The sequence below is a fragment of the Fervidicoccus fontis Kam940 genome, assembly GCF_000258425.1.
In the GTDB taxonomy this organism is placed as follows: domain Archaea; phylum Thermoproteota; class Thermoprotei_A; order Sulfolobales; family Fervidicoccaceae; genus Fervidicoccus; species Fervidicoccus fontis.
Map to the genome: position 1 here is coordinate 1,176,271 of NC_017461.1, position 13,505 is coordinate 1,189,775.

General features: G+C 35.2%; 11 protein-coding genes and 1 tRNA gene. 5 read left to right on the top strand and 7 right to left on the bottom strand.

The window, feature by feature from the left end; genetic code table 11:
- Nucleotides 1-25: 25 nt before the first annotated feature.
- A complete protein-coding gene (leuS, locus tag FFONT_RS06130; RefSeq protein ID WP_014558369.1) occupies nt 26-2,989 on the bottom strand; it encodes a leucine--tRNA ligase in 2,964 nt (987 codons plus the stop codon).
- 213 nt (nt 2,990-3,202) lie between these two features.
- On the opposite strand from leuS, the gene lysA reads away from it, so the two are divergent.
- Complete coding sequence (gene lysA, locus FFONT_RS06135; protein ID WP_272984780.1) at nt 3,203-4,408, top strand: diaminopimelate decarboxylase; 1,206 nt, start codon at nt 3,203-3,205, stop codon at nt 4,406-4,408.
- Between the two features lie 51 nt (nt 4,409-4,459).
- Here lysA and FFONT_RS06140 read toward each other — a convergent pair whose 3' ends face one another.
- Nucleotides 4,460-4,903 (bottom strand): aminoacyl-tRNA deacylase, encoded by a 444-nt coding sequence (locus tag FFONT_RS06140; RefSeq protein ID WP_014558371.1) that lies wholly within the window; start codon nt 4,901-4,903, stop codon nt 4,460-4,462.
- A gap of 29 nt (nt 4,904-4,932) precedes the next feature.
- Complete coding sequence (locus tag FFONT_RS06145) at nt 4,933-5,460, bottom strand: YkgJ family cysteine cluster protein (protein ID WP_014558372.1); 528 nt, start codon at nt 5,458-5,460, stop codon at nt 4,933-4,935.
- Nucleotides 5,461-5,641: 181 nt separating this feature from the next.
- Here FFONT_RS06145 and FFONT_RS06150 point away from each other — a divergent pair, with 181 nt between their 5' ends.
- The 3 genes from FFONT_RS06150 (at nt 5,642) to FFONT_RS06160 (ending at nt 9,600) form a co-directional block, all read left to right on the top strand.
- Nucleotides 5,642-6,745 (top strand): DegT/DnrJ/EryC1/StrS family aminotransferase, encoded by a 1,104-nt coding sequence (locus FFONT_RS06150; protein ID WP_014558373.1) that lies wholly within the window; start codon nt 5,642-5,644, stop codon nt 6,743-6,745.
- Between the two features lie 180 nt (nt 6,746-6,925).
- Entirely contained in the window at nt 6,926-8,440 is a 1,515-nt protein-coding gene (locus tag FFONT_RS06155) for a (2Fe-2S)-binding protein (RefSeq protein ID WP_014558374.1), read from the top strand.
- A 5-nt stretch (nt 8,441-8,445) separates the two neighbouring features.
- Nucleotides 8,446-9,600, top strand: a complete 1,155-nt coding sequence (locus tag FFONT_RS06160; protein WP_148683752.1) for an NAD(P)/FAD-dependent oxidoreductase — start codon at nt 8,446-8,448, stop codon at nt 9,598-9,600.
- Between the two features lie 17 nt (nt 9,601-9,617).
- On the opposite strand, the gene FFONT_RS06165 is transcribed toward FFONT_RS06160, so the two are convergent.
- From FFONT_RS06165 to FFONT_RS07025, 4 genes are all read right to left on the bottom strand, one after another.
- Nucleotides 9,618-11,300, bottom strand: coding sequence for a DNA polymerase domain-containing protein (locus tag FFONT_RS06165; RefSeq protein WP_148683753.1), 1,683 nt, complete (start codon nt 11,298-11,300; stop codon nt 9,618-9,620).
- Complete coding sequence (locus FFONT_RS06170; protein WP_148683754.1) at nt 11,266-11,520, bottom strand: hypothetical protein; 255 nt, start codon at nt 11,518-11,520, stop codon at nt 11,266-11,268. The genes FFONT_RS06165 and FFONT_RS06170 overlap by 35 nt, the downstream gene beginning before the upstream one ends.
- Complete coding sequence (locus FFONT_RS06175; RefSeq protein WP_148683755.1) at nt 11,484-12,200, bottom strand: RecA family protein; 717 nt, start codon at nt 12,198-12,200, stop codon at nt 11,484-11,486. The genes FFONT_RS06170 and FFONT_RS06175 overlap by 37 nt, the downstream gene beginning before the upstream one ends.
- 171 nt (nt 12,201-12,371) lie before the next feature.
- Nucleotides 12,372-12,593, bottom strand: a tRNA-Trp gene (locus FFONT_RS07025).
- A gap of 127 nt (nt 12,594-12,720) precedes the next feature.
- Here FFONT_RS07025 and FFONT_RS06185 point away from each other — a divergent pair.
- The gene (locus FFONT_RS06185; protein ID WP_158308329.1) at nt 12,721-13,467 is read left to right on the top strand and encodes a DNA polymerase sliding clamp; all 747 of its coding nucleotides are present in this window, start codon (nt 12,721-12,723) and stop codon (nt 13,465-13,467) included.
- Nucleotides 13,468-13,505: the final 38 nt, after the last annotated feature.

Genomic DNA, 13,505 nt, shown 5'->3' on the forward strand with positions numbered 1-13,505 from the left:
ATTATCGTATTACCCAAATATATTTTTAAAAAGAAAAAAGTATTACTGGCTTCATAGGTATTGGTCTTTTCCCCCTCGTCACTAATCCTTCCTCATATTCGGAAAATTTTACTTTTAATGAAAGTTTGTTTTGTAATAAAGGAATAATGCTAAGCATCAATTCCCGCTCGTTGATATCTTCGCTCTTCAAAATGAAATCTGAAATGTCTTCAGGAATCGATTGATAAAATTCATTAAATTGCTCTGCAACCTGGTAAGGATTAGCATATCCGCCTATTTCTTTGGAAATAGCAGATGTAAGTTCTTTTACAGAATGCCCCTCTTTTAGTATTAATAGTGCATTCTTAAACAATTTCCACAGCTTTTCGTTTGAAATTATAATGTGTATTTCATTCGGAGTCTTTTTTAAAGCCTTCTTTATTCCCTCAATATCACTTATTATCCTTTCCATGTATATAATTGCAAGTTCTTCAAACGAATATGACGAAATTTCATTGTAGTCAGGCCATTTATTATTGAAAACGCTCTTTTCTATAGGGTCTTTAGTTACTAGATGCCAGAGATCTTCTGCAAATGAAGGAACAAAAGGACTCATCATTATGATCCACTCGTGAATGATCTCATTTAGTATTTTCGAATTGGGATTCTGCTTTATTGAAATATATTCTTCAATGCTTTGCTCTGTTTCAAAAAATATTTGGACCACAGCGTCTCTGAGAACATATCCTTCTAAATCATCGGTAACCCTTTTTACGATCCGTTTGAATTTGCTTATGAACCATTTGTCGATAATGTCTAGCTCCGCAGCACTTCCTTCTTGAGGAGTTTTTAAATATTTATCAGAAATTTCTGCAATTAAGCTATAAATTCTAGCAAGCTTATCCTGAACAACTCTAACTAACTCTTTGCTATAATTCGCATCATTACCTATTTCTGCGGAATACAAGAGCGAAACTCTTAGTGTGTTTGGACCTACATCTCTTATTGCCTTAAACATAGGAATAAAGTTTCCCAGGCTTTTACTCATTTTTACTCCTTCAACCATGATATGCCCGTTAACTACTATTCTCTTAGGCCATAAATTTTCTGGAAATATAGCAATGTGGTTGAAAAGCATAAATGAGAGGTGATTGGGTACGAGATCCTTTCCACTATGTCTGTTGTCAAGTGGGTACCAATATAGAAACTCATTTCTGATGCTCTTTAATACTTCTGTATCAATTTTTAATTTTTCAGATATCTCTTTTTCGTCACCATAGCCTAAAAAAACGTAATCCCAGAACTCTTCAGTCAGCTTTTCAGAGGTTATCTTATAATCTCTAATCTTTTTGATAACTGTATAAAAAGCCATATAAATTGTTGAATCACTGAGGCTTTCTATTATCCAGTTTTTGTCCCATGGAAGGGAAGTTCCTAAACCTCTACTTCTAGCACAAGCTCTTTTTTTCAGCCATTCTATTGTATTAAAGAACCACTCTTTATACTCTTCCGGTACAATTTCAATTCTATTTTCTAGCGCCTTTCTAACTTTATCTTTCCACTTTTGATTTTCATAGTCTATGAACCACTGATTCTCCAAAAGCTTTACAACGATCTCTGTTCCGCATCTGCAATATACAGGCTTGTTTGCAATTTCATAAAACATATCGCCGATTTTGTTCGATAGTAAAAACGATATCACATTCTTTTTAACATCTTTAACGTTTTTCCCTCTAATTCCCTCTATGAGCTCAATAACTTTCCTATCTGCAACATCTACGGCTATCGTTTTTATGAGGTCTTCTCTAATTACACCGTTAGAAAACTCTTCTAAGTAAAGTTCTTTTGTAGCCTTGTCTAAATTCTCCTTCTCTTTAACAGATTTTATTTTGTACTTCTGAACTACGTCTTCTGCAGGATTGGGAGAATATCCTTTAAGGTAAATTACAGGTACCGGTTTTAATTTTTCTTCATCTAGACCAAATTTCTTCACTTCGTTGCTAGATATAATTTCTTTTAATGCTACATAATCATATGGGGCATGAGAAGGTACACTCATTACTACTCCAGTGCCTGTAGAAGGATCAACAAAGCTTGAAGGGAGTATGCTAACAACTTTTCCAGTTATGGGATTTCTGACTTTTTTCCCTAAGACGTTTACTCCTTTTCCTGCATCTTTAATCAGTTGCACATTCTTTTTCTGAAAGGTGATTTTGTAGAATGCCTGTTTTGAAAGGAAGTACTTTTTTCCGTCAATATTTGCAATCACGTATTCTGCATCTTCATTAACCCATAGATTCGTAACGCCAAATATCGTTTCAGGTCTTAATGTCGCAGTGGGGTAGATCGTACCATCTTCTCCTTCAAACAGTATTAAAGTATACTCTTGAATCTCGGGCTCCACATCTCCCTTTGTATCATGCATCCCTACAGGCATTTGGTGATACGGACACCATCCAACTGGATGCGTGCCTTGAACTATATACCCTCTCTCTTTTAGCTTTAAAAACTGCCATGTAATGAAAGAGCTATATTCCGGATCTATTGTTGTAAATTCTCTCCTCCAGTCAATAGAAAGCATATAATCTTTCATGTCTTTTTTAGCCCTTTCTTTGAAGTAATTTGCCATGCCAAGAGGAGTCTTTAATTTTTCAAGATCTTCCTCAGAAACTTCATAAAGTTCTCTAAATTCTTTTATTAAATGCTCTTCACCCCTTGCTATTGCTTCTGAAGAGCTGAGGATAGGAGTACCGGTAAAATGAAATGCCATTGGAAATAGAACATTGTATCCCTGAAGCCTTTTATATCTTGCAATGACATCTGGTATTAAATACGTTCTTGCATGCCCTAAATGAAGAGGTCCGTTAGGATAGGGATATGCCGCCGTTAGGTAAAACTTTTTTCTGGAAGGTTCGGGATCAGCTTCATTTATTTTTATCTTTTCCCATACTTCATTCCATTTTTTTGATATGCTTTTATCGAATTCGGTAAAGTTGGCAAATTTTTCCAAATTTCTACACCTTTACGTTAAATTCAAAAAGCCTCAATTATAAAATGTTTGCAAAAACTAATTTTTAAACTTAAATTTTTTATTGCAAAAATCTAATTATTTAGAGTTTGTTCTCTATTTAATTATAAGTTAAAATAGGTATAATGCTAAGAGAAATTTATAGATCGGAGGGAGGCAATAGGTACGATAAAGGTTGAGGGAACTTATTTATATATAGGAAAAATTACGGCAAAGCAACTAGCGGATCAGTATGGAACCCCGATTTATGTATATGATAAAGAAGTGCTTCTTAACAATTATGAAAGGCTCAAGAAATCAATTAAGTACAGAGATTTAGAAGTTCTTTATTCATGTAAAGCCAATAATAATATTGATATTCTGAAAGTGTTAAAGGAGGAAGGTAGCGGATTAGATGTTGTATCGCCGTTTGAAGCGCTTTTAGGTGTAAAGCTAGGTTTTCAGAAAGATAAAATTTTGTTCACCGGCAACAATGTTTCTAATGAGGAAATGAAGTTTCTAAAAGAGCTAGGTATATTGATTAATATAGATTCCATTTCTCAATTGAAGAGATATGGTATTATGTTTCCAGGCACTGATATATCTATTAGAATAAATCCTGGCATAGGATACGGACATCACGAATATGCGAAAACTGGCGGATTAACTAAATTTGGAATATATCTGAATGAAATAGAAGCAGCGAAAGAATATGTAATGAAATACAATTTAAGAATAAGAGGCATTCATATTCATATAGGTTCTGGCATCTTGCAGACAGATCCTTATATTTCAGCACTGAACATTTTATTAAAAATAGCGAACGAATTTAAGGATTTAGAATTTATAGATTTAGGCGGAGGATTAGGAATACCATACAGACCTGGAGAAGAAAAATTTGATCTTGGAGATTTCGGTGAAAAAGTGTCTTCCATCCTTGAAGATTTTTCTAGAAAGCACGGTCATGTAAAGCTTCGAATTGAGCCTGGAAGGTATATAGTTGGAAGTTGCGGGGTTCTCTTAGTGAGGGTAGTTAGCATTAAAGATGTTTCTTTAAATGGAAAAAGAAAAATATTCATTGGCGTAGATTCAGGAATGAACCATCTGATAAGACCTTCACTTTACGGTTCATATCATGAAATTATCGATGTTACAAAAGCTTCAGACGAAAAGGAGATTGTTGCAGATATAGTTGGGAATATATGCGAAACTGGCGACTTTTTAGCTTTGGACAGACCAATGCCGAAAGTCGAAGAAGGAGATGTTTTGGCTGTGATGGACGCTGGTGCTTATGGCTATTCTATGAGCTCAAATTATAATCTAAGACCCAGACCTGCTGAAATTTTTGTTGACGGAAGTACTGCTAAAGTATCAAGAAGAAGAGAAACATTTGAAGATTTGTTAAGCACCTTCGCAGTTTAATTTTTCTAATGGTTTTATGAGGAAGAATCTTAGGATTCCACATTGTATACATTATTTAAATATATCTAACATGTTAGGATTTAGATAGCTAATGAGATCGCTAGTTTTTACCTTATATAGCTTATTCTTGCTTCCTCCGCCACAAAGTATATACTCTTCTTCTAAAATCTTCGGGTCTAGAAAAATTTTCAGTTTTTTAATTTGTCTGTCTATAGGACTCACAGCACCCGGTTCAGTGCCGAGAATTCTTTTCACATCTTCTGGAGAAGCAAGCTGAGGCTTTGTACCAAGAATATCATTAGCCTTTATATAGTCTACTTTTCTATCACCTCTAACTATGAAAACAACATATTCATTATTGAGCTTGAAAAGTAACGTTTTTGCTATCTTTTCTCTCGGTTCACCGCTCAACAAAGACGCCTTTTCAACAGTCTCAACAGTTCCTGAGAACTCTAAAACTTCTACTTTTAAGTTATCAATTACTTCATAGTTCATTGCTAGTATCCTATTAATAATTATTGTACTTATATTTTTATTAAGTTATCTATGTCTATTATTCTATGTGCAGAATATTCCTTTTTAAATATCTCCCTGTTCCAACCTTTTTTCTTAGCTTCCCGATCGTACTTAATGATCAGTTCAAAGACTTTCATCGCATGAGGATATTCAGCTGGAAATGATGACTTCGGATCGCTGGTTTCTAAATCATTAATATGATTTTTAACGACTTCGCAATCAGCACTCACTCGCAAAGTGAAATCATCCAATCCTATTATCAATGGAAACATCTTACAAGAAAGAGGCTTTGAATTATGTATTGTACATCTGCCTTCTCTATTTAAAAAAAGGCATCTTCCTTCAATTTTCCATCTGTACATTAAAACCCCAATTTCCTCATTGTTAATTTTATAAATGATGTAAGGCTCAAACATGCTAGATTTGTTAAGTCTTTCTAACCTCCTTTTCTCCCACGGAAAGACCAGAGGAGATTCCTCCTCGCTTTTAAATGTGCAGCAAACAGCTCCGCATAATAAACAATTAAATTTAAACATATTATTTCCTCTTTTTAAAATAATCAATAAAATTTATTTAAAAAATTTAAAATATTGATAATAGCTTAAGAATAGGATAAGGGATTTTTAATTCCCTAAAATTTAAACTTAAGATATTTGCAGTATATAATAATTCGTATCTATTATGGATACTTCATAAAAATAAAGGTGAGTCGTAAAAATGGAAGTTAAGATTCCGATTTCAAAGCCTATAATAGAACAGGATGAAATTGATGCAGTTATAGAAGTTTTAAAAAGCGGCATGCTCACGAGAGGTAAGAATACTGAACTTTTTGAAAAGGAATTTGCATCGTATATTGGAACGAAATACGCAGTTACTGTGACCAATGGTACTGTCGCATTGGAAGCAGCTTTAAAAGCTCTTGGCGTCGGAGAAGGGGATGAGGTCATAGTTCCCGATTTTACTTTTATTGCGACTGCTAACGCTGTAGTTAATGTTGGTGGTAGGCCAGTTTTTGCGGACATAGATGAAAGAACTTACTGTATAGATCCCGAATCTGTCAACGAAAAGATAACTAACAGGACAAGGGCAATTATTCCAGTCCACTTATTTGGTCACATGGCTGATATGAATTCAATAAACGAGATAGCTATTGATAACAAGTTGGTCGTGCTGGAAGATAGTGCGCAAGCTCATGGTGCTGAAATGAATGGAGTAAAAGCAGGAAGCATAGGGCATGCATCCGCATTTAGCTTCTATGCAACAAAGAACATGATGACCGGAGAGGGCGGAATGGTAACTACAAATTTAGATGCAGTCTATGAATTTTTAGTAAAATGGAAAAAACATGGAGAAGCTAAGAGATACTTGAGCGATACTTTAGGAACAAATCTTTCAATGACCGAGATGCAGGCAGCTATCGGTAGAGTTCAACTTAAAAAGCTAGATAGATTTAATGAGATAAGAAGGCAGAATGCCGCATACTTCACAAAAGAACTTTCAAAGGTTAAGGAAATAAAAACGCCTGTGGAGTTACCTGGATATAAACATGTCTATCATCAATATGTAATTAGAGTTCCAGCTGAGGATAGAGACAAGCTAATAGAACACTTAAATAAACTAGGCATAGGAACCGCAATCCACTATCCTTATCCGCTTCACATACAACCAATCTATAAAGCAATGGGATATCCGGAAAAACAAAATCCGGTATCGCTTGAAGTATCAAAAGAAGTTCTCAGCATCCCAGTCCATCCGCTTCTAAGCAAGAGCGATCTCGAGTATATTGTAAAAGGAATACTGAGCTATTTCAACCAAGCTTAATTTTTATTCAATTACTTAATAATGAAAATACTTTCAAAACATTTTATCATATCTTTTTCTAATTAGAATTAAAGACCAAAGCGATGATCTCTTACAATAAAATTCTTATATATAAGAAGGATAAATGTTAGCATACAATATAAAATTATTTTCAAATATTTTAGGAGGAAGGAGCAATTAATGAGCAATGAAAAATCATTTTCTTTATTTGAAAAAGAAACAATTCCAGTTGCCTCCAGCCCGAAATTCAAAAGACCAAGAGCTCCCTTTTATATGGAAAGCTGGTGCCCATGGATAAGAGTTCATGCTCAGCCGGTATTTTACTTGTACGATCCAAGAATCTCTCAATCTCCCTCGCCGAAAATAGGTAGCAGTTTGTCCACGAAAATTAGGAAAAAATTAGGTCAGGCAGGATTCTATCACAGCTTTTTAGTTAGAAGTATATGGAGTCAAGCTTGGAAAAAAATTGTGTCATATAGTGAAAATCCCGAATTACCAAATATAGATTCTGAATATGAAAATACGGAGATCGAAGAAGTAAAAAAGGATTTTCTTATTCTGGGAGATGAGGGAGATGCGATAACTTTTGCAAACTTTTTGTATGATGAAGCTAAAGGTAGCATTCTCATGATTTCTTCTAAAAGTAGAAAAGAGCTAGAAAATGAGTCTAAAGAGACATTAAACGATTCAGTTGAATTTTACACTGGGCTCTATTTAGGTAAGTTCGATGACGGGTTTGTATTTTTAAACAAAGAGAAGAAAAAGATACTCAAAATAGATGCAAAGAGCTTTGTAATTTATCCCGGATTTAGGGATTCATTCCCGATTTTTGAGAACAATGACCTTCCAGGAATAATAGGCTCTTCATTAGCAATAAAGCTTTTAGTGAATAAAGGTCTATTGAAAGAGATAAAGAAGGTAACGGTTTTAATTGGCAATGATGAAAGAGGATATGAAGTTGCTAATGAAATATCAAAATATAAAGATACTACTATCGTTGATGTAAAAAATAACGTTAAAGAAATAAAAGCTTTTGGTTATCCAAAAATAGAAGGAATAATTGTTGATTTGCCATCTGGAATAGAAAAAATTAATACAGATCTTCTCGTTTCAGCTGTTTCATTTATACCCAATATAGAACCAGCCTTGCAGTTAGGCGGGAATATCGTTTATTCTTCGAATCTAAATACAATTACTGTGCATACAAAAAACGGAGAAATTGTAGGTAATAATAATATGTATTTTCTTGGACAGGCGTCCGGAACTCCAAAAAATTTGGTAAAGGAAGAGGCTGAAATTGCCGCAAAGTTAGCTTCGGGAAAGAGTTTATCGACCACAGAGTCGTCTAAATTGGCTGAAATTCAAAAAGAGAAGAATCTTATTGATCCAAATGAAGTTATTGTAAAGGAAAGACCAGTGTTCATCTTAACTAGCAATACAAAAGGAATGAAATTTGTATGTCCATGCCAAGATGTTACTCTAGAAGATTTAATAAAAGCTTTCGATATGGGATTTTCAAACCTAGAAGAAATTAAAAGGTTTACAGCGCTGGGAACAGGAACCTGCCAAGGAAGAATATGCAGAATTGCTGCATTGCATGCTCTCTCATACTTCAGGAATGTACCTATAGGATCCATTGGCAACTTTAGACAAAGGGCTCCTTTGGTCCCTGTTGAAATAGAATATTTGAGGTGATATATTTGAATTGCAAAAATTCAATAATAGGCGGGGGAGTTGTAGGACTTTCGGTCGCTATGAATCTAGCAATAGCTAATGGAAAAGGAAATGATATATGCCTGTTCGAATCGAAGTATCTCGGTTATGGATCTTCGCTTAGAAACGCGGGAAGGTTCAGAGTTCATTTCGGCGATGAAAACAATTTAGAATTTGCCGTAGAATCTTCGAAATATTTAAACTCGCTATCGAAAATTACAGGCATGAATGTCCTATTTGCAAAAACAGGCTATTTGTGGATAGCTTCTGATGAAGCTTCTTATAATATATTGAAAAATGCTAACTCTACCTTCAAGAAGTGGGGAGTTCCTTTAACAGAAATCCCTTCTGAAGAATTGTATAAAAAGTATAAATTCTTGAGGAAAAGAAATGAGATAATTTCAGGTTTTCTCGGAAAAGAGGACGGAACAATACACCCAGATTCTGTAATTTTCGGCATGGCTAGAAAGTGCAAATCTTTGAAAGTGAACATATTTGAGCATAGCAATGTAGAAGATATAAGCATAAGATCCGGAAAGGTTGAATCAATTAAGGTTAATGGATCCAAGGTTGAAACAGAACGAGTAATTATAGCGAATGGTGCTTGGATGACTTTTTTCTCAGAAAAATTAGGACTGAATTTGCCTATAGAGCCTGTGAGAAAAGAAATATCAGTTACTGAGCCTTTCGCGTATAGGATAGAACCCTTTATTGTTGATTCATCTTTGCATACATATGTTTCCCAAACATTAAAAGGAGAAATAATAGGTTCCACATCAACTGGTGCTGAGCCTAAAGGACTAGTAGAATTAGGGAACTCATTTTTGTGGCTTAAAAAATATGCAGAAAGACTATCGAGAATCCTGGCAGGAGCAGAGAGGATAAGAATAATACGTGCATGGAGTGGCTATTATGAGATGACACCTGATAGATCGCACGTTGTTGGAAGAAGTAATGATTGGCCTGAAGAGCTTTATGTAATTGGAGGGTTCAGCGGCCATGGTTTTATGCTTGGACCATTGGCTGGAAAACTTATGGCTGAATATATATTTACTGGAACAATGCCAAGATTACTTAGGCCATATTCTCCAGAGAGATTCAAAACTGGAAAGCTGATAAATGAAACTTTTGTTATCGGCTGAGAGGTCCTGTTACAATGTTAAGGTTTTTTATCGGAAAATTTTGATAATAGGAATAAAATTTCCCCGCATAATTTCCTTGGATGAGAATTTTTCAGAAGTAACTTTTTCATTTTTTCTTCTAGAACAGAATCGTTGACTTTTAAACCTTCGATTCCTTCACACTTAACTCCTTTAACGATCAATTCTCCGTCGTATGTTAATCCATAATACCTGTTAGGAGCAGCACTTTTAATTGGGTTCAGTGCTTTAGGAAAAATTATCCATTTGTATCTTTGCTCTTCTTTTATTTTCAGTCCTGTACCTTTTTCTATTTCGCCAAGTAATCTATTTGCATCCATATCGTTTATCAATTCTTTAGAGAATTTTTGAAGAAATAGACTGTCTACTATATAATGAAGAACATTAAAACCGTTTTTCAGAGAGATTTCTATTGCTTTGTTCATAACTTTTTTAGAGATAAATATGACCAGTTCATAAGCACCAACATTTCCAAATCTTGCATTTCTGTAACCGAGGTATCCAAAGCTAGCTACCATTATCCATTTTACCGCTTTTTCCATCGTCTTGCTAAATGGTCCGTTTATTTCTTTTATTTTACTTCTAAGATCAATTAGTTTTTTCAGTGTGGATGAAACTAAACCATCGAAGTCTACACATACTTCGTGCGGTGCATCATTTAAGTGAAGTCTGTTTCTACAATTCGGTCTATCAATAGTTTCGGGAGAGATGTTAAATTTAGAGATTATTGATGGATAGAGACTTGAAAAATCGATCTGTAAGACATTTTCATATACTCCAGCTTCCGGAATGCCTATTAGTCCACCTGAGTCATACGTCAGTAACTCATCGACATTTCTCCAACCCTCATTGTATATCCTTATATTAGGAACCACCATTTTTCTTCTGTACGCCTCTATGGCTTCTATTTCTGTTAAAAGTTTCCCTATACTACTTGAAGCTACTTCATTAAGGTTAGTAAAGGAAATCCTTCCTATAATCATCCATCCAGGTATGCTGTCAATAGGATTTCTGACGTCAATTATTAAAATCTTGTTGCGCATATTCTTAGCATTGTCGATGATCATTTCACTTAGGTTTTTTGGAAGAATGATTATGTTGCACTCATTTAGGTATCCTACAAGATCGCGCTCATCATGGAGCTCCATCTCAATAAAGTTTGTTGCTCTATTTCTACTACAGCTTAGTGCATAAAAATTCAGTTTAACCCTTTTTTCATCGTATGTTATGCTTGCAATTTTTAGCTCTGGAAATGAGAGACGCGGAGACCAAGGATCGCTGACTTCACTATCCCATTCAAAAAGAACGACGCCATTTTCTATTAATGAGATGGTTTTAGAAGAAGGCTGAACATTGACTCTTTCTAAATATCCTTCAAGCTCCCAGCGCTTCAGAAGAGGATTTAGAGCTAAATAGTACTCCAGCTCTACTCTAATTATATCCGCTTTTTTATCATACCATGGCGGTAATGACCAGCTTTCTACCTTAATGTCAGAGACTTTCGGATCTCTTTTGATATTGTCTATAACTTCATCTGTGCTTAGCTTTTTAGCGATAAGATACATTGGATATTTAGTGTAGACTTCTTTAACCCTTTCTTCTCCATATTCATTTATCTGTACCAACTCAATTTGATTTGGGAAAAAATTAGCTTTTATGTTCCACCATCTGCTCAATTTCATCTATCCTCTTCAAAGCCTTTATTAATCCTGAAAGCAGTATAGCATAGGGATAGTCGTAGGGTGGAACAGCCTTAAATACAGGCGCGAGCTCCTTATAGCTTGCAATAATTTCATTCATAACTTTTCTGATTTCCGGGTCATGTATATATTCCATCATCTTCTCCAGTCGCTTAATTTCGTAATCTACAACCATTCTAACAGAGGGAGTTGTCCTTCCCATTTATCTCTCACCGATAGAATTTCATTTATACTTCTTACTAGGCTTTTTTCAGGCCTTGAAGGGTGTTTAATTAGCGTAGCTCTATAACTCCTTCTATCAACAATTTCTAATCTAACAATCATGTATGCGCTATGGTGGCTTAGATTTCCCCCTTCAGGAAGGAATCTGCCAAACTTACTTACTCTGTTGAATAAAAGAACTCTCTTGCCTTCAGCTGAAAGTGCCCTCATCATTGCAATTAGCCTAGCAAGTTTCCAATAATTTCTTGGCTCTGAAGGAGAATGAATATACGGATCGATGATTGCAATGTTTTCTGCATCAATATTGCTTGCGCTCTTAAGCATATTTATGGCATCTTCTAATCTAAATGCCCTTGAAACTAGCATGTCGTTTGTATTGCAACCAAAGCTTCTTGCATACATTCTCAGCATATAGAAGTCGTAATTTATGAGCTCATTCTGCATAATGCCTACGGCTGTTCCATCTATGCAGTGAAAGTTTGCTATTACCTTATAAGAGGTTTGAAGAACAAGCTGAAAATCTCCGTAAAACTCTGCAATGATGCCTTTCGGAATACATCCTACTAATTCATCAATACCTTCTATTCCGCTCTTTTCGCATTGCTTCACATCATATGAACGACTATCCTTGGAAGAAACCTGAATACTAAAAGACTTCATTATCATATCACTTTGTTCAATATGTTTTTGTTTCCTTTGAGATCCTTCTATTTCGATAATATAGAAAAGAACATATGTACCAGGAATAGGTAGAGAGTGAAAACCGAAAGTAATCTATCTTATAAAAATGATAAGATGTTTTAAAGATAGGAGCCCTTTTTCCCTTTTATGTGGTGGGCCCGGGGGGATTTGAACCCCCGACCTTCGGGTCTCTCCCTATTTCACATTTCCAGTCACATTTCATCGCCTTCGGGGCTCATCAGACCCGTAAGCATTGTGCATATTACGGAGTCTGCCAGCCGGAGAGCCAGCAACGTTCGCTGACTGGAGCTTCAGCCTTTGGGTCATTTTCTACCCAAAGACCGCTGCTCTGCCTGGCTGAGCTACGGGCCCTCCAACGTTCATCTATTTATTTATTAAAAATACTGCCTATTTTTATTTTTTCTTTTTGTTTTGAGATCAATTTTTATAAGAGAATGCTTTATAATATTATTTGAAAGTTTCTTAATCGGTGAATGGATTGGCAAGCGTAAAAATTGTCTACCCAGATGCAAAAATATTCAAAAGTTTATTTGAATCGATGTCAAAGCTTATCGATGAAATTAGGCTTGAAATAAATGAAAATGGATTGGAAATAAGAGCAATAGATTCAGCAAACGTCGCTCTCATGAGCGTTTCATTTCCTAAGGAATCATTTTCAGAGTTCATAATCAACGAGAAAAAAAGCGTCGGTCTAAATCTGAGCACGTTAGTCAAAATGATGAAGAGAGTGAGAAAGGAAGATAGATTCGAAATTGAAATTAATGAAGATGAAATCTCATTAAGGCTCATCGGGACAACGAAAAGAGAGTTTAAGGTAAATAACTTAGAGGTTGCAATCCCTGAAATTCCTGAAGGAGGGATAGAATTTTCCACTAGGCTGAAAGTAATAAGTGAGACACTGAAGCATGCCCTAAAGGATTTGGAACTTGTAGGTAATCAAGCAATTTTTGAATTTGATGGTAATGAAAAACTAATGATATCTTCAGTAGGCGAGGGAAAATATGAAATGCAATTGACCAAAAGTAGCGGGTCAATTATAGAAGTAATTTCCGGTAATCCCGCAAAAAGCACATATAGTGTGGAGTACCTCTTGAATTTACTATCATTAACGAAAATCGCCGACACAATTTCAATATCCTTTTCCTCGCAGATGCCCATAAAGCTTGAGATAGATCTTCCGACTGGAGGAAATATATCCTATCTTTTAGCTCCTGCAATTGTTTGAATTAGTGAAATTAAAAATTAGCAATCTTCCTTAAAACC